The 20947-nt window shown below is 45.4% G+C and carries 16 protein-coding genes; all 16 read left to right on the forward strand.

Going from position 1 to position 20947, the window contains the following annotated elements; genetic code table 11:
* The first annotated feature begins 16 nt into the window (after positions 1 to 16).
* On the forward strand, positions 17 to 2128 hold the full coding sequence (locus HRU80_07950) for a T9SS type A sorting domain-containing protein (GenBank protein QOJ28818.1): 2112 nt from the start codon (positions 17 to 19) through the stop codon (positions 2126 to 2128).
* A gap of 82 nt (positions 2129 to 2210) precedes the next feature.
* Positions 2211 to 5960 carry a carbohydrate-binding protein gene (locus HRU80_07955; protein QOJ28819.1) on the forward strand — a complete coding sequence of 1250 codons (3750 nt, stop codon included), beginning with the start codon at positions 2211 to 2213 and terminating at the stop codon, positions 5958 to 5960.
* 116 nt (positions 5961 to 6076) lie between these two features.
* Positions 6077 to 7204 carry a glycoside hydrolase family 88 protein gene (locus tag HRU80_07960; protein ID QOJ28820.1) on the forward strand — a complete coding sequence of 376 codons (1128 nt, stop codon included), beginning with the start codon at positions 6077 to 6079 and terminating at the stop codon, positions 7202 to 7204.
* Between the two features lie 40 nt (positions 7205 to 7244).
* Entirely contained in the window at positions 7245 to 8273 is a 1029-nt protein-coding gene (locus HRU80_07965; protein QOJ28821.1) for a LacI family DNA-binding transcriptional regulator, read from the forward strand.
* A 53-nt stretch (positions 8274 to 8326) separates the two neighbouring features.
* A complete protein-coding gene (locus tag HRU80_07970) occupies positions 8327 to 9316 on the forward strand; it encodes a TRAP transporter substrate-binding protein (protein ID QOJ28822.1) in 990 nt (329 codons plus the stop codon).
* Positions 9313 to 9813 (forward strand): TRAP transporter small permease, encoded by a 501-nt coding sequence (locus HRU80_07975; protein ID QOJ28823.1) that lies wholly within the window; start codon positions 9313 to 9315, stop codon positions 9811 to 9813. Before HRU80_07970 ends, HRU80_07975 begins: the two co-directional genes overlap by 4 nt.
* Positions 9813 to 11111 carry a TRAP transporter large permease gene (locus HRU80_07980; GenBank protein ID QOJ28824.1) on the forward strand — a complete coding sequence of 433 codons (1299 nt, stop codon included), beginning with the start codon at positions 9813 to 9815 and terminating at the stop codon, positions 11109 to 11111. The genes HRU80_07975 and HRU80_07980 overlap by 1 nt, the downstream gene beginning before the upstream one ends.
* An 87-nt stretch (positions 11112 to 11198) precedes the next feature.
* The gene (locus HRU80_07985; protein ID QOJ30490.1) at positions 11199 to 11864 is read left to right on the forward strand and encodes a rhamnogalacturonan acetylesterase; all 666 of its coding nucleotides are present in this window, start codon (positions 11199 to 11201) and stop codon (positions 11862 to 11864) included.
* A 10-nt stretch (positions 11865 to 11874) separates the two neighbouring features.
* Positions 11875 to 13095, forward strand: a complete 1221-nt coding sequence (locus HRU80_07990; GenBank protein ID QOJ28825.1) for a DUF4861 family protein — start codon at positions 11875 to 11877, stop codon at positions 13093 to 13095.
* An 11-nt stretch (positions 13096 to 13106) separates the two neighbouring features.
* Positions 13107 to 14519, forward strand: coding sequence for a glucuronate isomerase (uxaC, locus tag HRU80_07995; GenBank protein QOJ28826.1), 1413 nt, complete (start codon positions 13107 to 13109; stop codon positions 14517 to 14519).
* Between the two features lie 19 nt (positions 14520 to 14538).
* Complete coding sequence (locus HRU80_08000) at positions 14539 to 16089, forward strand: hypothetical protein (GenBank protein ID QOJ28827.1); 1551 nt, start codon at positions 14539 to 14541, stop codon at positions 16087 to 16089.
* On the forward strand, positions 16086 to 16742 hold the full coding sequence (eda, locus tag HRU80_08005) for a bifunctional 4-hydroxy-2-oxoglutarate aldolase/2-dehydro-3-deoxy-phosphogluconate aldolase (GenBank protein QOJ28828.1): 657 nt from the start codon (positions 16086 to 16088) through the stop codon (positions 16740 to 16742). The genes HRU80_08000 and eda overlap by 4 nt, the downstream gene beginning before the upstream one ends.
* Positions 16739 to 17584: an SDR family oxidoreductase gene (locus HRU80_08010; GenBank protein QOJ28829.1), complete on the forward strand. Its 846-nt coding sequence runs from the start codon at positions 16739 to 16741 to the stop codon at positions 17582 to 17584. The genes eda and HRU80_08010 overlap by 4 nt, the downstream gene beginning before the upstream one ends.
* Positions 17585 to 17616: 32 nt before the next feature.
* Positions 17617 to 18696: a sugar kinase gene (locus HRU80_08015; GenBank protein ID QOJ28830.1), complete on the forward strand. Its 1080-nt coding sequence runs from the start codon at positions 17617 to 17619 to the stop codon at positions 18694 to 18696.
* Between the two features lie 79 nt (positions 18697 to 18775).
* Entirely contained in the window at positions 18776 to 19666 is an 891-nt protein-coding gene (locus HRU80_08020) for an HAD family hydrolase (protein QOJ28831.1), read from the forward strand.
* A 2-nt stretch (positions 19667 to 19668) separates the two neighbouring features.
* Positions 19669 to 20943 carry a DUF2088 domain-containing protein gene (locus HRU80_08025; GenBank protein QOJ28832.1) on the forward strand — a complete coding sequence of 425 codons (1275 nt, stop codon included), beginning with the start codon at positions 19669 to 19671 and terminating at the stop codon, positions 20941 to 20943.
* The last annotated feature ends 4 nt before the right edge of the window (positions 20944 to 20947 follow it).

Genomic DNA, 20947 nt, shown 5'->3' on the forward strand with positions numbered 1-20947 from the left:
AAAAGAAAAGGAAACAATGAAAAGTATTATTTCAGCGGTATTGCTGTGTCTGTTTCTGGCAGTGCCGGCAGCAGCGCAGACTGTATTCAGCAATGGCACAGGCGGTGGTGAATGGAACAGCCCCGGCACATGGCTTGGCGGAGCAGTTCCGGGTGTCAATGCTGATGTAATAATTGCCGGCACCGATTCGGTTTTAACAACCACTACTGTTGTCTGTGCAAATCTGACAGTGCTTTCAGGCGGAAGGCTTGCAACAGGCATAGATTCAATCTCCTGTGCCGGGACGTTCATCCTTGAAGGAGGCGCAACGTTCTATAATTCGGCAACAAAAAGCACAGTGCCCGGAACAGTCAGAGAACTTGATCCTGCCAGCACTGTGGTTCACATCGGAAGCGGAACAGTAGGGGGACCAGGAAATCTTGAATTTGGTAATCTGGTTATTCAGCGTACCGAAGGATGCGTTCCTGGCGGTAACTTATTAATAAAGGGAAACCTTATTATAAATAATATTGCTGCCAACACGGTTTTCAGAGGTGTACGGCCGGTTACCGGAAGCCAGTATCACAGAGTAATGGGGGATCTGATAGTTTATCGGGGAACAATTTCCTGTATTGACGTTGGTGATAACACAATGATTGGTGAATGGACCATTGACGGTGATGTCCTCCTTGAATCAGCGGACGCACGATTCAGCGGTTTCTCCAGCGCGAACGCAGCAGGTCTGGCTGTATATAACATCGGCGGAAGCATCATCAATAACGGCGGAAGAATGCAGGCGGGAACCAGCAGCAGTGCCGGTCCCGGTATTACTATCATTAACCTGAAAAAGAATCTTCAGTTTAACTCCGGTACGTTTTCGACCAACAGTCTCGGCTCCTACTCACTTAATTTTACCGGTTCAGGGCTGCAGACGTTTTTTCTGCGCGGTGTTAATGTTAATCTGAATACAAATCTGCACGATACCATTTTTCCGGGGACAACCGTAGTAATGGATCTGGACACCAATAAATGGGGTTCAGCGACCGGCGGGGAGATGGTGGTGCTTGGCGGACTTCACATGAAAAGCGTTTCCCGTCTTACCGGCTCCGGAACCTTCACGCTTGCTGATAACGGTACTCTGAGTATCGGCAGTCCGGATGGCATTTATACTACCGAAATGCTCGGCAGCGTGCAGATGATCGGCGGCAGGAATTACAGTCCTGAAGCTATTTATATATACAGCGGTGAAATTTCACAGACCTGGGGCAATGCCTTCCCCTCATCGCTTAAATCGCTGATAATAAATAATCCGAACGGCATGACCCTCAGTAACGATCTGACCGTTTCCGGCTCCCTCCGCACGACTGGCGGAAGCCTTGATCTAGGAGGATATACTATCACACTTGGTCCGTCAGCATTCCTTACTGAATCACCGGGAAAAACGGTAAAAGGCAGCAATGGCAAGATCCTTACCACTGTTGTTCTGACCTCTCCTTCTTCACTAAATCCTGGCGGTCTTGGGCTATCAATTACTTCCGCGGCAGACCTTGGTTCAACTACGGTGACCCGTCTGCATGGACCGGCAACCGGAGGAGGTAACTCAGGAATAAGCCGGGGTTATAAGATCGAACCTTCCAATAACAGCGGACTGAATGCGACAATACGGTTCAGTTATGATGAAACAGAGCTGAATGGAATTCCGGAAGCTACTCTGACCCTGTTTAAGTCACCTGACGGAACAAATAACTCATGGGCAGGTATTGGCGGAGCTGTTAATACGACTGATAATTATGTGGAACTGAGCGGAATAAATGACTTTGCTTATCTGACTCTTGCAGGCACTGGTGCTCCGTTGCCTGTGGAGGAGGAAGTAAGTACAGTACCCTCTGTGTTTGAACTGATGCAGAATTATCCAAATCCGTTTAATCCTTCCACAAGAATCAGCTTTGCACTTCCAAAGTCATCCTTTGTGACTCTGAGTGTATATAATGTACTCGGCCAGAAAGTTGCAGATCTGCTAAGCGGCATGAAGGAGGCAGGATATCATAATGCTGATTTTAATGCTGAGGGACTCTCGGCAGGTGTTTATCTTTTCCGTCTGGAAGCAGGCGAATTTACTTCGACCAAAAAAATGACTCTCACTAAATAAGTACCTCGTTCTGCGGGGAGGCGGATATTCCGATTCCCCGTGGTAATACCTGCAGTAATATAAAAAAGAAGAAATAAGCGTGATGGTGACAGCAAAAAATCTGATGATTGGGGCTTTTCTGCTGATGCAGAGTATGCTCATGGGACAGAACATCCTTTCGGAGTATTTCGACTCGGGCAACAGCATACCAACCTCAAGCAGCAATGCACCTGCTGTACCGACGGACTATCAGACATCATCCGGAGTATGGACTCTGTTTAAGACATACGGTCACGGCACAACCAATTATTCCGCCCCGTATGCTCTCCGGCTGCTTAAAAACACTGCGCAGGCACCGGCCTATGCGTCAACTCCCGCACTAAGCTCGGCAGGAACCATATCATTTTATGCTTACGGAAGTTCAGCTAAGCCGCTTTATATATATAAGTCGGTTAACAACGGCACCGACTGGATATTTATTGATTCCGTTAGTACCGGCTCAGGTGTCTTTGCGTATTGTGCAGTGCAGGTGAATGACGGCACTCCGGGTATCAGACTCCGCATTGTTAACGGTACCGGCGCCGGCAATGACCTTAATCTCGATAACGTTGAAATAACCGGTTACTCTTCTTCGTCCACGATTACATTGTCTTCTGCTTCACTTCCTTCATTCGGAGCAATAGTTTCAGGAGGGCTTTCAGGTTCAGCATCATACACGGTTTCCGGTTATAATCTGACTTCCGATATAACCGTTTCAGCGCCCCAGGATTATCAGGTATCTCTTAATGATACGCTTTTCAGCGGTCAGGTAATACTTGCTCAGGATAGCGGAACGGTCCCGGTGACAACAATTTTTGCGCGCTATGCTCCCTCTTCAGCATCAGGTTCAAACAGCGGCAGTATTTCTCACAGCAGTTCTGGTGCAGCCACACAGCAGTCATACGTTACAGGAACGGCAATTGCTGCTGAACCTGCTTCGGCATCTGCAATCGGGTTTTTTGCGACTGCTGGAAATTCAACATATATACAGATCACCGGGGGAGACGGCATGAAACGGCTGGTTGTTGCCCGTAAATCCGCATCGGTTAACTGGACTCCCGCTGATGGAGTTATCTATACCGGGGAGTCTGCAGATTTTACATCCGCAGCTGATCTTGGCGGAGGAAACCGCCTGCTTCTTAATGGCAGCATGCGTGACACGGTTATCACAGGACTTGAAGGGGGAACAACATATCACTTCGCTGTTTTTGAATATATGGAGGGAACCAATAATTCGCAGAATTATCTGACTGCAGGAGCAGGAACAGGATCGGTAACAACCGATCCCACACCGCTTCTTTCAATTACTCCCGCTCAGTTGCAGTTTGGCAATGTAATGGTCGGAACACTCTCGCAGCCAAAAACAATCACCGTCTCCGGATCAACTCTTTCACCGTTGTCAGGAAATATCCTTGTTTCGGCTTCATCCGGATATACGGTTTCTCTGACCTCGGGGAGCGGTTACAGCAGTTCTTTGCAGATACCTTATAATAGCGGAGTATTTGCCGGAACAGTTGTATATGTCCGCTTCGAACCGCAGTCTGGCGGTGCCTTTGGCGGGTATGTTACTTTTTCAGGCGGCTCTGCACCGCAGGTTCAGACAGCAGTCACAGGAACGGGGATAACTCAGTCACAGGCAAACGTGTTTGAGGCAGAGGATGCAATTTTTGAAAGCGCATATATACGTCGCCAGTACAGCGGTTATAGCGGATGGGGATACGCAGATCTGGCAGATAGGACCGGAAGCTGGCTCGAGTTTCTGCTCAGAAAACCGAATGCAACATCTGAAACACTCACTATTCACTATGCCAACGGCGGAAGCACAAGAAGTTACAGTGTATCTCATAATGGCTCGGTGCTCGGCAGTATTTCCTTTCCTTCCACAGGCAGCTGGACATCATGGTCAACTGTGACCTATCAGATTTCTCTTGTGCAGGGGGTTAACAGAATTCGTTTTGCTTCCACCACAAATAATACCAACGCAAACATTGATAAACTTGAGTTAACCGGTGAAACAGCCATTCCTTTATATAGATTAACACTCCTGAAAAGCGGGGAGGGTACGGTATCTGCTGATCAGAGCGGCGAGCTGTTTGATAAAGGTACGGTGCTTACTCTGACTGCAACTCCTGCAGCGGGAAATTCTTTCTACCGCTGGAACGGAACTGAAGTCTATTATGGAAACCCTTTTCAGGTTACCATGAATGGGCATAAAACACAGATTGCACTGATGACAGATACAACCGGATTTGCTGCATTCCCGTATTATCCGGCACCGAAGGGATTTGCTGCTGTTCCCGGGTACGGTTATACAAACGGAACTACCGGCGGAGCAAGTGAGGAAAATCATGTCGTGTATGTATCAAATACATCCGATCTGCAGAATATCCTGCTGAGAAGACAGGATGCAAACGGAACCATGGGACTGCCTCCTTTGACGATATATCTTTCAGGAATACTCGCGCGGGATGCTGGAATAGGAGAAATGGTGGATGTAAAAGATTCTTATGATATCTCCATCATCGGGACGGGAAGAGATGCAACAATCACTGGATATGGACTGAATATTGTCCGAAGTAAAAATATCATCGTACGTAATATCAGATTCGCGAGCTGGGGTGATGATGGTATATCAGTTGACGGTGGAGATGATCCGGCAAAAGGAAATCATATCTGGATTGATCATTGTACCTTTACTTATACACCACCTCCGGGGTATCCGGCTGGCTCCTCACCTGACGGTTCGCTTGATATTACCCATGCGGCAGACTATGTGACGGTTTCTTATTGTCTGTTTGACTCAACTGATAAAAACAGTCTTGTAGGGCATTCTAATTCAAATGTTGTTGATACGGTTATGAAAATCACGTATCACCATAACTGGTTTAAGGGTTCAAACCAGCGTAATCCCCGTGTCCGCTTCGGAAAAGTTCATGTTCTGAATAACTATTATACCAATAATGGTATTTACGCGGTTTCATCAAACATGGAAGCCGATGTGCTGGTTGAGGGAAATTACTTTTATAATACTCCGATACCAACGGAAACCAGCCGTGACGGAGGACCTCCCGGTGATCTGGTTGAACGGTACAATATCTTTGAAAACTGCGGACCTGCCGGAACCAGAGGCACCGCGTTTGAAGCTTCAGCATATTATTCTTATACAATAGACCCTGCTGCAATCATACCAGAGAAAACCGCATGGCTTGCCGGAAGCGGAAAATATGATTTCAGCAATCCGGAACATATTGTACCCGCTGAACTTACCACATTTACCGCACGGGTCATCGGCGGCGAGGTTGAACTTGAATGGAAGACCGGCAGTGAAATGAATAACGCCGGCTGGTCTATTGAGCGCAGAAGTGTAAACGGCGCCTGGCAGACAGCCGGGTATGTTCAGGGGGCCGGAACATCCGCGGAGAGCAATATATACAGATTCAGAGATAGCAGACAACTTTCACCCGGTACATATTTTTACCGCCTTGCTCAGCATGATTTTGACGGAACCACAGTCCACAGTGGAGAGGTTTCCGTTGAACTAAACGGCTCGCTAAGTTTCCGGTTGCATGAAAACTATCCGAACCCGTTTAATCCAACAACGAAGATCCGGTTTGAACTTCCTCAGGCAGGTCTCACCGAAATGATCGTTTATGATATACTTGGCAATAAAGTCAGAGAGATATTTAAAGGCAACTTTGAGGCTGGATTACATGAGACGATCATAGATGCATCAGGTCTGAGCAGCGGATTGTATATTTACGTACTGCAGGCAGGTTCTCACCGTGCCTCAGGAAAAATGATTCTTCTTAAATGATAGAAAACAGTCGGTTCCGCAAAATGAAAATCATCAGATATCATGGTTTAATATTGCCTGCTGCAATAGTGCTCATTTGTTTTGGTCTAATTTCCTGTTCATCATCTCAGGTGAGTTTGACAAAACATCCTGCTGATTATTACACAAGGATTGCTGACAATTTTATAAGACTTTATCCGGATACTGCCGCATATCCTTCAGAGGCAAAAAGTTACCGGTGGAATTATGAACAGGGTTTGCTCTATAATGGGTTTATTAATATGACAGCGGTTACCGGTGATAAGTCATACGGCAATTATGTTAAGAAGAATATTGATTACTACATTCAGCCGGATGGTACTATTAAAACCTACCGGATGGATCAGTTTAATATAGATAATATAGGCCCCGGCAGAGCGCTTTTGCATCTATACAGCTTAACCGGTGATAAAAAATATCTGATGGCAGCTGATACGCTATACCGGCAGATGACGCTTCATCCGCGTAATCCACTGGGCGGGTTCTGGCACAAGAAGATCTATCCTGATCAGATGTGGCTGGACGGTTTGTATATGGCTCAGCCGTTCCTCGCTGAATATGCAAAAATGACCGGAAATCAGGCGATGTTTGACGATATTGCATTACAATTCAGACTGGTTCGTGATAATATGAGAGACTCTGTTTCAGGGCTCTATTATCATGGATGGGATCAGAGCCGCAAAGAAAAATGGGCTGATCCTGTAACAGGACTCTCACCGGAGTTCTGGGGAAGATCGCTCGGTTGGTTTATGATGGCTATGGTTGATGTTCTGGATACCTTCCCTGAGGAGCATCCAGGCAGGAAGATGATTCTTGCAATGTTTCAGGATTTAAGCGATGCTCTGCTTTTGGTAAGAGACCAGGAAAGCGGACTGTGGTATCAGATTGTGGATAAAGGAACAGAGCAGGGGAATTATCTTGAAACGTCCGCCTCTCTTATGTTTATCTATTCTATGGCAAAAGGGGCAAATATGGGTTATCTTGGGACTGATTTTTTAAGAATTGCACATGATTCCTTTTCATCCCTGATGAGTCAGTTTGTTATCCCGGATAGTTCCGGAAATCTGTTTCTGCAAAATGTCTGCTCCGTGGCCGGGCTTGGCGGAAAACCCTACCGGAATGGAAGCTATGCATATTATATCAGCGAACCAAAAAGGATAAATGATTTTAAGGGGTACGGTCCTCTGATTCTTGCCGCGGCGGAATTACTTCGCGGGAGCAGATAGCCGTTAAGACACGTTAATCAGGTTTATCATAAAAAACACCATGACAAGAAAAATACAGCCGGTTAAGCTTGAGGATATTGCAAAGCGCCTCGGTGTTTCTAAGGTCACTGTTTCCAAAGCACTGAGGAATCATCCCGATATCTCAGTTGAAATGAGAAGAAAGGTCAGGGAGCTTGCCGATCAGCTCGGATATATACCAAACTTTCTCGCGAAAAATCTGTCATCACGCAGATCGAATATTGTGGGACTCGTGGTGCCTAAAATTGCACACTTCTTTTTTGGCTCGATCATTGAGTCAATTTATAATGAGGCATTCAAGCAGAATTATGAAATTCTCCTGACCGTCTCCCGTGAAATGGCATCTCAGGAGAAAAAGCACATTCTATCCCTTCTTTCCATGAAAGTGGACGGATTAATCGTTTCGGTAACGCAGGAAACACAGGATGTAGAAATCTTTGAAATGGTTAAGCGCCTTAACGTCCCGCTGGTGTTTATTGACCGGGTTCCGAAACCTGACTGCGCTCCCAGTGTTACCGTGGATGATTATGGAGGAGCTTATACTGCCACAGAATATTATATAAAAAAGGGATATACCAAGATTGCGCATATAGGCGGTTACACCCATGTGAATATCGGAAAAAACCGAATGAACGGTTACCTTGCCGCAATGAATGATCATAAAATTCCGCTCAACAGCTCATGGATTATTGAAGGGGGGTTTTCTGAGGAGGATGGTTATGCCGGGTTCAAGTCCATTCTGGCAAAAGGTCAGCTGCCGCAGGCAGTGATTGCGGTTACCTATCCTGTGGCTCTTGGAATTTATCAGGCAGCCCAGGAAGCGGGGGTAACCATACCCGGGGATATTAAAGTTACCTGTTTTGGAAATCTCGAATACAAAAACAAAGTCCCTTCGGTATTTAATTTTGTTCATCAGCCCGCTAAAGAACTTGGCGAGGAGGCGTTAAGAATGATGCTCCGGCTTATTGAGAACCGGGAACAGAAAGTACCGAGTGTTGAACTTAAAACCGAACTTGTTATCACAAACGATAATGAAAAATCCGTAGCCTGAGCTTACTCAGCACACGGACATTTTTCTCCTTCATACATCTGAATTCCCGATTTATGAGAAAATCACCTTTCTTTGTAGTATTAATCCTCATTCCCCTTTTACTTCTGTACGGATGCAGCCGGCAGTCATCAGTAAGAAGCATAAAAATTGGCCACGGGCTTGATCAGACGCATCCGGTGCATAAGGCAATGGAATTTATGGCCGACCGTGTTCGTGAAAAATCAGGAGGTAAAATTGAACTGACCGTATATCCGAGCCAGCAGCTTGGCACCGAGCGGGAGTGTCTGGAACTCCTGCAGATCGGCAGTCTTGGTATGACAAAAGTTTCTTCTTCGGTGCTAGAGGGATTCAGTCCTGATTTCAAGGTGTTCTCGCTGCCATATATATTTGCGGATGATGACCACAAATTCCGCTTTTTTGAGAGTGAACTGGGCAAAAATCTTCTAAGAAGTACTGAAAAATACTGGCTGAGAGGATTATGCTATTATGATGCCGGCAGCAGAAGTTTTTATACAAAAGATAAACCTATCCTGTCCCCTGATGATTTGAAGTCACTGAAGATCCGGGTGCAGGAAAGCCCGACTTCAGTGAAAATGGTTAATGCTCTCGGAGGTTCTGCTACGCCAATCGCGTGGGGTGAATTATATACGGCTCTGCAGCAGGGGGTGGTTGACGGCGCTGAGAACAACCCGCCGAGTTTTTTTCTTTCCCGCCATTACGAAGTCTGTAAACATTACTCTCTTGATGAGCATACATCAGTACCTGACGTGCTGCTTATTAGCACAGTTATCTGGGATGATCTTACAGACCAGGAGAAGGAATGGATACAATCAGCCGCCGATGAATCGTATATCTATCAGAAAAAACTCTGGAAAGAGGCAACTGAGGAAGCACTGATGGAAGTGCAAAAGGCAGGCGTGAAGATATATTATCCCGATAAAACTCCCTTTAATGAAAAAACCAGGCCGCTGCTGGAAGAATACAGAAAAGAACCCGCGGTATATGAACTAATCAGACAAATTAAATCCCTTAAGCAGCCATGAGTACCATTAAACAATTTATAGACTCTGCCTTGAAATGGCTGGTTATAACCATTATGGCGGTAATAACCCTGAATGTGCTCTGGCAGGTATTCTCCCGTTTCATACTTGCATCGCCAAGTTCATATACGGAAGAACTTGCCCGTTATCTGCTAGTCTGGCTTGGAATTTTGGGTGCGAGTTACGTGGCTGGTCAAAAAATGCATCTTGCCATTGATCTCCTGTCGGTTAATCTGAATCATAAAGGTAAGGCACTTCTGGATATCATTATTCAGATATGCATTTTTACATTTTCGCTTTTTGTGATGGTAATCGGCGGTACACGCCTGGTGATGATAACTCTCACCCTCAATCAGATATCCGCGGCTCTGCAGGTTCCGCTCGGTTATGTTTATATAGTTCTTCCGGTCAGCGGGCTGATTATGATGTTCTACTCTGTTTATTTTATTGCTGACGAAATTGCACTTTTGAATAAACTGAATCAGGAGGAGATCCGCTGATGGAAGTTACTGAAATTCTCCTTCTGGTCATTTCATTCCTGGTTTTACTTTCTCTCGGAGTGCCCATTTCATTCAGTATTGGAATCTCCAGTCTGGTTACCATGCTTGTCACTATCAAACCGCTCCCTGCCCTTACGACGATTTCCCAGAGGATGGCGACCGGGCTGGATAGTTTTGCACTTCTTGCCATTCCGTTTTTCATTCTTGCCGGACAAATCATGAACAGCGGAGGTATTGCACGGCGGCTGATTGAATTTGCAAAAGTATTGGTCGGCAAATTACCCGGAGGTCTGGCATTCGTAAATATCATGGCTGCCATGCTCTTTGGAGCAATTTCCGGCTCTGCAGTCGCTGCCGCATCAGCTATAGGTGGTTTCATGACCCCGATTATGAAGAAGGAAGGTTATGATCCTGCATTCTCGGCAGCAGTAAACATTACCAGCGCAACAACGGGGATGATTATTCCCCCAAGCAATATATTGATCGTCTATTCACTCGCCAGCGGTGGTGTCTCAATAGCGGCTCTTTTTCTGGCTGGTTACCTGCCGGGCATTTTTCTTGGTCTCGGTCTAATGTTTGTTGCAGCCGTCATCGCTAAAAAACGGGGTTATAAAGTTGAGATGCAGATCACCCTCTCTGAGGGGATAAAGAAATTTCTTGATGCAATACCGAGTCTCCTTCTCATTATCATTGTGATTGGCGGAATTGTTGCGGGCTATTTTACCGCAACTGAAGCATCGGCAATCGCGGTTTTTTATGCATTAATACTTGCGGTTTTTGTATATAAGGAAGTTAAGTTCAGAGATTTACCGCAGATTCTGCTCTCAAGTGCTGTTACCACATCTGTAGTATTGCTCCTGATCGGTACTTCCATGGCAATGAGCTGGGTTATGGCTTATGAGAATATACCCCAGAGCGTGGCTGCCGGACTGATGGGTATATCTGATAATCCGGTGATTATTTTTCTGATCATCAATCTGATACTTCTTTTTGTAGGGACGTTCATGGATATGACCCCTGCTGTGCTGATTTTTACTCCGATTTTTCTTCCGGTCGCAATACAGCTTGGCTATGATCCGATCCATTTCGGAATTATTATTGTATTTAATCTGTGTATCGGCCTCTGCACGCCTCCGGTGGGAAGTGTGCTTTTTGTCGGCTGTTCCGTTGCAGGATTGCCTCTTACCAGGGTAATAAGGCCGATGATTCCGTTTTTTATAGCGATGATAATAGTTTTGATGCTGGTTACGTATATACCTGAGATCTCCCTTCTGATTCCTGAATACTTCGGTTATTAATATTTGTCCTTGTTGAAAAAGCTGTTCATCCTTTTGCTGGTATTTGCTGTCTTTCTGCAGGCACAGGAATCACCCGTGGTTATTTTTATGGCGGGGAATTCAACAATGGCAGACAAGCCTTTTAAGGACGGTAATCCTGAAAAGGGGTGGGGACAGATTCTTCCGCTCTATTTTACCAAAAATGTTATAATTGAAAATCACGCAAAGAACGGCAGAAGTACCAAGAGTTTTATTGATGAAGGGAGATGGGATTCACTGCTTAACCGAGTGAAGCCCGGTAATTATGTTATTATTGAATTTGGACACAATGATGCCAAACAGGATGATCCGAAGCGGTTCGCAGATGCAAGAACTACTTATCGTGAAAATCTCATGCGGTTTATACATGATGCCCGCAATAGACAGGGGATACCGGTTCTCGCGACCCCCATTGTTCGCAGACGATTTACCAGAGAGGGGGAGTTTTATGATGTGCATGGAGAATATCCTGTGGTTGTAAGGGAAATTGCTGCAGAGCTGCAGGTTCTGCTGATAGATCTTCACGCATCTTCTGAAGCACTCCTGAAGCAGTATGGGGCTGAGCGCTCAAAAATGCTTTTCCTTCATATTGAACCGGGGGAGTACCCCTCACTGCCGGAAGGGAAAAAAGATGATACCCATTTCTCTCCGTATGGCGCTTTCAGGATTTGTGATCTGGCATTGAGAGAAATAAAAGAAAAAATTCCTGCCCTTCTTCCGTATATAAAAGAGTGAGTGTTCCGATATGAAAGCACTATATGTACCTCTGATGGTTATTTTCTTATTACTGCATATTACAGTCCCCGGGCAGAAAAAGGGAGAAATATTCTCCTATACGAACAACACCGGCTATTCAGTGGACGATGTATTCCTTACTGCAGAGATTCCGGATGATGGCGGGTTGTATCTTCTGTTTTCAGATGGAAAAGAAATTCCTTCTCAGATTATTACTGAAAAGGGAAAACGGTTTGCAGCTTTTACGCTAAATTTTGCGGCAGGTGAGACAAAACTGATTGAAATAAAAAAAGGTGATTTTGCCAACAGACCCGCTTATAAAGCCCGCACCTATGCAGAACTCTCCATGAAACAGACGAATGTCTATTATGACGGGCGCTTCAGAGGAGACCGTTTTGTTAATGTGCAAAAGATTACAGTTCCCGCTATACATAAAGATCATGATGCACTCTTTCGCTATGAGGGGCCGGGCTGGGAATCGGAAAAAGTGGCATACAGATTTTATCTTGACTGGAGAAATGCAACCGATATTTTTGGCAAAAAAACCAATGAACTGATACTGCATACTGTTGGGGTGCATGATACCGTAGCAAAAGATGATTCCTACCATACAATGCAGCCATGGGGAATGGATATCTACAAAGTAGGTTCGACACTCGGTCTTGGCTCAGTTGGTATGTGGAAAAACGCATCTGTTCAGCGGGTTTCTGTTACAGACAGCATCTGGTGTGAAATAGCTGAAAACGGACCCGTGAGATCCATGGTGAGAACAAGTTATTTTGGATGGAATGTATCCGGAAGCAGAAATAACCTGATAACGGATTATTCAATCACAGCCGGAAGCCGTCTGACCTATGCAGTTCAGAAAATTACTCCTTCGCAGGATACACTGGTAACTGGTTTTCCAAAGGCAAAAAGAACCAGCTATTTTACGGAGCCGGGAGAAGGGGAATGGGGATATATTGCCCTTTACGGCACACAGACGCTTGTAAACGATCATGACAATATGGGAATCGCAATCTTTTATAAAAAATCGCAGTCTGCAGCAATAACAGAAGATTCGCAGAGCCATGTAATACTTTTTAAGCCGGGGCAGACCGAAATTTCCTATTATTTTTGTGCAGCCTGGGAACAGGAGCTTTCAGGCATAAAAAGTGAATCTGAATTCAGGGAATATCTTAATCAGACACTCATGCTTCTTAACAATCCTATTACAATTAAACTTCAATAAAGCATAAATTTATGCAAACACTGCTGCTCAACGAAGACCGCTTTTTTAGTCCCGTTCCTGAAGTACGAAAACTCGCGCGGGAGCTGTACGAAAGCGTAAAAAATTTTCCCATTGTAAGCCCCCACGGACATGTTGATCCGGCAATCTTTTCGGAGAATAAACCATTTCCGGATCCGGCGCGGCTTTTTCTCCTGCCTGATCATTATCTTTACCGGATGCTCTATTCACAGGGTATTCCGATGGAGTCACTGGGCATTCTTGATAAGGAAGGGAGGGGAGAGGAAACCGATGCGCGTAAGATCTGGCGGTTATTCGCAAGTAAGTACCACTTGTTCAGGGGAACACCCTCACGCGCCTGGCTTGATTATGAATTCCATATAGTATTCGGAATAGATGAACGCCTTAGCGCGGAGTCCGCAGATCGTATATATGATGAACTGCAGGAAAAGATTAATTCTTCTGAATTTCTGCCAAGAGCGCTTTTTGAAAAATTCAATATCGAGGCGCTTAATACTACCGATGCAGCATCAGATAATCTGATACACCATATACAGATGAGGAAAGACGGCTGGGAAGGAAAGGTTCTGCCCTGCTTCAGACCGGATGCAGTGACAGATCTAACTAATCCTTCATGGTATGCCAATATCAAACTGCTGGGAGAATCTGCGGGAATGGAGATTACCGGATATAAGACATATATCCATGCACTTGAAAAAAGGAGGGAGTTTTTCATTTCCATGGGCGCGGTTTCTACCGATCACGGAGTTTTTTCCCCATATACACACCGGCTCACTGATGAAGAAGCGGTTACTCTGTTTCACCGGGCTTTGAAAGGGGAGCAGACCACCCAGGATGCCTCTCTTTTCACAGCTCATATGCTTATGGAAATGGCAAGGATGAGCTGCGAAGATGGAATGGTGATGCAGATTCATGCAGGCGCTCACCGCAATCATAATGAACTAATATATGCAAAATATGGTCCTGACAAAGGTTGTGATATTCCGCGGCAGACTGAGTATACGGAAAACCTGAAAGAACTGCTCAATACTTATGGAAACGACAGCAGGTTTACCCTGATCGTATTTACACTGGATGAGACAAATTATGCCCGGGAACTGGCTCCCCTTGCCGGACATTATCCCGCAATGAAACTTGGCCCTGCATGGTGGTTCCATGACAGCATCGAAGGTATGACCCGCTACCGTCAGATGGTTACAGAGACAGCAGGTTTTTATAACACGGTCGGATTTAATGATGACACAAGGGCTTTTGTATCCATACCCGCGAGGCATGATCTTGCCCGGAGAGTGGACTCAAATTTTCTCGCAGAACTGACCGCAAAACACATCATAGAACGAAATGAAGCATTTGAACTGGCGGCAGATCTGACTTACAATCTGGTTAAAAAAGCCTACAAACTTTAATGAAACGTAATACAGAGCAATGAATACAACCGAAGAATATACTGAACAAAAAAGATTCACAGTATCAGGAGAACAGATACCATTCCTGAAAAACTTTTCCATTTACCTCGATTCAGTCAGAAAAGATGACGGCGTTACCTTTATGATTGCCTTACGAGGAACAGAGAAATCCCTGCTTCTTATCTATAAGCATGATGGAGTAATGACAGCAGCAAAATTTGACGGAGAAGTTTTCGCCGGTGATGAATCGGGGGATTATACGGTTAAAAATTGCGGGCTTACTACAGCCAACCGTAAAGCGCTGCAGGAAATATTTGAATTTACCAGGCCGGTGGTAGCAGGCCTGAGCAATTCATTCGGATTTGGTGACAGGATAGGTCTCGCGAATGCAGGACATATCCGCTCGCTGAAGGGGAGTGCTTTTAAGCCGATTCTTGCGCAGCAGTCAATAAGAGAACTTGGCAGAACTAACCGGAAACCGGAAGAAGTGATGGATGCAGCCGTGTGGGCTGTATTTCAGGAAGGATATACCGCAGGATTTGGGGCAGACGCAGATCATCTGAAAACCTTTGATGATATAGACCTAATGGTGAATGCGGGTTTCAGGTTTTTTACCTTTGACCCGAGTGAACATGTTCAGAATGAAGCCGATACGCTTGATGAGGCGGGTCTTGATGAGTATATCAGCAAAATTGACTGGACAACACTTAACTCCGGGTTTGAGGAACAGATTGCTTTGTATACTTCAAAGCCATTTGTTTTGCCTGATTCCCTGATTCTTGCTCCTCATCACTCTGATCTGAAGCGTGCTGTGGTGAAGTATGGCAATGCGCTTGCACATATAAAAAAGTTATCTGATCATTTGCATACTGCATACCCTGAATATGAGTCGGAAACAGAAGTTTCAGTTGACGAGACTGATTCTGTTACTTCTCCGTTTGAGCATTTTTATATTGCTGCAGAGCTGAAGCGTATGGGTATTCCTTTTGTCAGTCTGGCTCCGAGATTTATAGGTGCCTTTGAAAAGGGGATTGACTATCGGGGTGATCTTGAACTATTCAGGCAGGAGTATCTGAAACATCTCGCAATTGTGAGGTATCACGGAAGTTACAAAATAAGCCTTCACTCCGGCAGTGACAAGTTTAGTGTATATAAAGTAATCGGCAGTTTGAGCAATGCTTTTACACATGTTAAAACCGCAGGCACAAGCTATCTTGAAGCGCTTAAGGTAGCTGCCATAAAGCAGCCCTCATTGTTCAGGGAAATACTTGATTTTTCCCGCTCCATTTATGAGGGGGAAAAAAAGACTTACCATGTATCTGCTGATCTTAATACAGTTAAGTCAGGAAGTGAACTTGGTGATGCAGAACTGGTTTCCTTGTTCAGTCATGATGACAGCCGCCAGGTCTTACATGTCTGCTTTGGAAGGGTTCTTACAGAAAAAGACCAGTCTGGTAACTACAGGTTTAAACAGAAGCTTATTGACTGCTTAAACGAGAATGAAAATACTCATTACGAAATTCTGATTCAGCATTTCAAAAAACATCTTGAACCTTTTGGGATTGCATGAGCCGGGCAGATATACTTCAGAAATTACTTGAACGTAAAGCCGTTGCGGTAATCCGGGCTAAAGATCCCGAAAAACTCAGAAATATCATACAGGCACTTGCAGCAGGCGGCATCACATTTGCAGAGATTACCATGACTGTTCCCGGGGCCATTCAGCTTATAGAACGGATGACTAAGGAACTGGATAGCAATATCGTAATAGGCGTGGGTTCAGTTCTTAATGCTGAAACAGCATCTCTGGCAATTAAGGCAGGCGCGAAATATGTGGTAAGTCCGGTACTTAAGGAAGATATTATTATGACGGCTCATGAATATGATATACCGGCAATGCCGGGATGTTTTACCCCGACCGAGATACAGAGGGCACACGAGCTTGGCGCTGATATTATTAAGGTTTTTCCGGCGGATATCCTGGGTATGGGTTTCTTCAAATCAGTTCTTGCCCCCATGCCGCATCTTAAATTGATGCCGACCGGAGGAGTTACTTTGACAAATCCCGGCGAATGGATAAAAGCCGGTGCGAGTGCTGTAGGGCTTGGCTCGGCGCTGCTTGATGCAAAAGCCATTGATTTAAATAATTTTGAACAGATTACAAGCAATGCACGGACTGTGATGAACAGTCTGGGAATGATGCAGGAACAGGTATATATATGAACTACGGAACAAACGATCTTAAAGGAAAAGTTTGTCTGGTCACAGGCGGATGCGGTGTTTTTGGCAGGGTTTTTTCCAAAGGTTTGGCTGAGTCCGGGGTAAAAGTGGTGGTTATGGATTATAAACCGGGCAGATGCGACACCTGCGCTCAGAACCTTATGCGCAAAGAAGGAGCAGAAATTCTCTGTGTAGTAGCCAGTGTAGTACGGAAAGACGAACTGCTTGATGCCCGTGAAAAAGTCCGCGAGCGGTTTGGAAAAATTGATGTACTGATAAACTGTGCCGGCGGAAACTCACCGAAGGCAACAACTGCTGATGAGATAATGGATGAAAATAATTTCAGCGATCTTAGCCGTACGTTCTTCGGGCTTGATCCTGATGCATTCAGGAATATATTTGATCTGAATATTCTTGGTACAATATTGCCGACCATGGTCTTTGCTGAGGATATGATACAGCGAGGCGGGTCAGTGATTAACATATCCTCAATGAATGCATTCCGCCCCCTTACCAAAATTGCGGGGTATTCTGCCGCTAAAGCATCGGTGAACAACCTGACTCAGTGGCTGGCAGTTCATTTTGCCAAAGCGAATATCAGGGTGAATGCGATTGCTCCCGGATTCTTCCTCACCGGACAAAACGAGTATTTGCTTATTGATGCCGAAACAAAAGAACTTACTGCGAGAGGAAAAAAAATTGTCTCTCATACGCCCATGGGGAGATTCGGACAGCCGGAGGAACTGCTGGGTGCACTCTTCTATCTTGCATCATCGGCGTCAAAATTTGTAACGGGAGCCATTATTCCGGTTGACGGCGGGTTCAGTTCCTATAGCGGTGTGTAAACATATATATACGAAATGATAAGGAATATTCAATGAGTTTTGAGTTAAGAAAAGAGTATACGTACGCGCTGGTTGTACCTACCAGTATTGGCGTGAGAATTACCCCTGTTAACGGACAGCCGGTTCACAGCAGTGATACCTTTATGATGCAGGCAACAAGCGCTGAAACAAATGTGGCCAGTATATCTGCATACCTGGGACTTCCCGTAAAAGTTTTAACCACATTTGTTAAGGGAAGCCCCATTGCACGATTTATAAAAAATAATCTCCGCTCCCGGAATATGGAGTTTGAAGGAAGAGAAGTTGATCAGGGAGGACCGTGGGGTTACCGTCACCAGTTTAATATTGCAGACAGCGGGTATGGATCCCGCGGTCCTGTTGTACAGAATGACCGGGCCGGTGAAGTGGGCAGAACCCTTAATGTAAAGGATTTTGATCTTGACCGCATTTTTAATAAAGAAGGAGTGCAGGTGCTTCATCTTTCAGGATTGATTGCGGCACTTTCCCCTGAAACCAGTGAGTTCTGCCTTGAACTAGCTCGAACCGCAAAAAAGTATGGTACAAAAATTTCATTCGATCTGAATTATCGCGCAACATTTTGGAAAGGGAGAGAAAAAGAACTTCGCGCTGCCTTTACTGAAATTGCGTCTGTATCTGATATACTGGTCGGCAATGAAGAGGATTTTCAGCTCTGTCTTGGCGTGGAGGGACCTGAGGCAGGTGGTAAAGACATTGAAGCTAAAATTGAAAGTTTTAAGGAAATGATTGCCCGGGTTAGGGCGAAGTTTAGTAACGCAGAAGTATTTGCTACAACACTCCGGGAGGTTGAAAATGCAAACCGGCATCACTGGGGAGCAATCATGCTTGAAGGTGGTAACTGGCATGTAGTGAATCCACGTCCTATTACTGTGCTTGACAGAATTGGCGGCGGTGACGGATTTGTTGGCGGACTGCTTTACGCTGTTCTGAGAGGCTGGACTCCTGAAAAGTGGATTCAGTTTGGATGGGCTTCAGGAGCACTTGCCACAACGTTCCTTACTGACTACGCTCAGCCCTCCGATGAAGAAATGATCTGGAGTGTGTGGTCTGGAAATGCCAGAGTCAAACGATAAAAACATAGCTGGAAATGAGTGATGAGTAATTTTTTTCGCACTTCACAATTCATACTTCATAATCCATAATTCTAAATGTATGTCCGATAACCCCCACCAGCTTTTAGATGCTCTTCAGCCGGAGAAACAATTCTTCATAGGTATTGATTCGGACGGATGTGTTTTTGATTCTATGGAGATTAAGCATAAGGAGTGTTTCTGCCCTGAATATATACGCCATTTCCGTCTTCAAAGAGTTTCAAAATACGCACGGGAAACATGGGAGTTTGTAAATCTTTACTCCAAGACAAGGGGAACAAACCGCTTTAAGGCGCTTGTCCGTTCAATGCAGCTTCTTGCTGAAAGAAAGGAAGTCCGTCAGCGCGGCACTGAAATTACTGACCTGGCTCCGCTGAACGAATGGATGAAACAGGAAAGCAAACTGGGTAATCCGGCTCTGGAGATATATACAAAAAAAACAGACAATCCCGTATTGCAGCAGGTGCTTGCCTGGTCAAAAGATGTGAACTCCTCAATAGAAAAAATGGTATCTGATGTTCCTCCGTTTCCCCTTGTAAAGGAATCCCTAGAAAAGATTTATCCTGGGGCTGATCTGATGGTTGTCTCCCAGACTCCTGTTGCTGCCCTGAAGCGCGAATGGGAGGAGCATCAGATAGATAAATACGTCAGGATGATCGCAGGTCAGGAGTATGGCACCAAGACTGAGCATATTACTTATGCCGCAAAGAATAAATACCCCGATAATCAGATTCTCATGATAGGAGACGCACCAGGTGACCTTGCTGCGGCAAAAGATAATGGTGTTCTTTTTTTTCCGGTAAATCCGGGTCATGAAGAACAGTCCTGGGAGCGCTTTTTTAATGAAGGTGCTGAGAGATTCTTCAGCGGAACCTTTGCAGGAAAATATGAAGACGGACTGATAAAAGAATTTAACGCACTATTGCCGGAAAATCCCGGCTGGAGTAAATAAGTATGCTCTGTTTCGCAAAAGGGAGTACTCAGTATCCACTTTCCGCAGATGAAATTCGTGAGGGACTCATACAGTCGCTTGAGCAGGCAGGGAGTGTAAATAAAGTTATTGCTATCCCACCGGACTTCACCCGCTTTCACTCACAGGCGGGTCTGATCACACGGATGATATATGATCATTATGGTGAACGGCTGACTGATATACTTCCAGCACTTGGAACCCATTTCGCCATGGAAGATAAAGAGATTGAGCAGATGTATCCGGGTGTGCCCAGGCATCTGTTCCGCGTGCATAACTGGAAAGAAGATCTGGTAACGCTCGGCGAAGTGCCTTCTGAATATATATCGGAAGTGTCGGAAGGGAAACTGAATTATACCTGGCCGGCACAGGTTAACCGGCTGCTTGCCGAGGGGGGGCATGATCTGATTCTTTCAGTAGGGCAGGTTGTCCCTCACGAAGTGATCGGGATGGCAAATTATAATAAAAATATCTTTGTTGGCACAGGAGGCAGGGAGGGAATCAATAAAAGCCATTATCTGGGTGCAGTCTATGGAATGGAGCGCATTATGGGAAGGGCAGATACTCCGGTCCGCAGAGTCCTGAATTATGCTTCTGATCATTTTGCCAAGAAGCTCCCTATACTCTATATTCTTACGGTAGTCGCTAGGGATACATCGGGACGGCTCGGGGTCTTCGGACTCTACATTGGAGATGATTACGAATGTTTCCGGCTGGCGGCTGAGCTTTCACTTCAGGTGAACTTTGAAATGCTTCCGGAACCGCTGAAAAAAGTGGTGGTGTATCTTGATCCGGAGGAATTCAAAAGCACCTGGCTGGGCAATAAAAGTATCTACCGGACCCGTATGGCAATAGCCGATGGCGGTGAGCTGATCATCCTTGCACCTGGATTGAAAAGTTTTGGTGAGGACAGGGAAATTGACCGGCTTATCAGAAAATATGGCTATGCCACTACCCCTGAAATCCTGCAATTTGTGGCAGAAAATGATGAATTGCAGAAAAATCTGAGTGCGGCGGCACACCTGATTCATGGCTCCTCAGAAGGGCGGTTTTCAATATCCTATGCTCCCGGACACCTGACTCAGGGGGAAATAGAAAAAGCAAAATTCCGGTGGGCAGACCCTAAAAAGATGCTGGAAAAGTATAATCCTGATATATTGCGGGACGGATTCAACACACTTCCGGACGGTGAGGAGATATTCTATATATCGAACCCTGCTCTGGGGCTGTGGGCATCCGGGCAACGATTCAAAAATTAAACGG

Source organism: Ignavibacteriales bacterium (genome assembly GCA_015709675.1).
GTDB lineage: Bacteria > Bacteroidota > Ignavibacteria > Ignavibacteriales > Ignavibacteriaceae > H2-BAC3.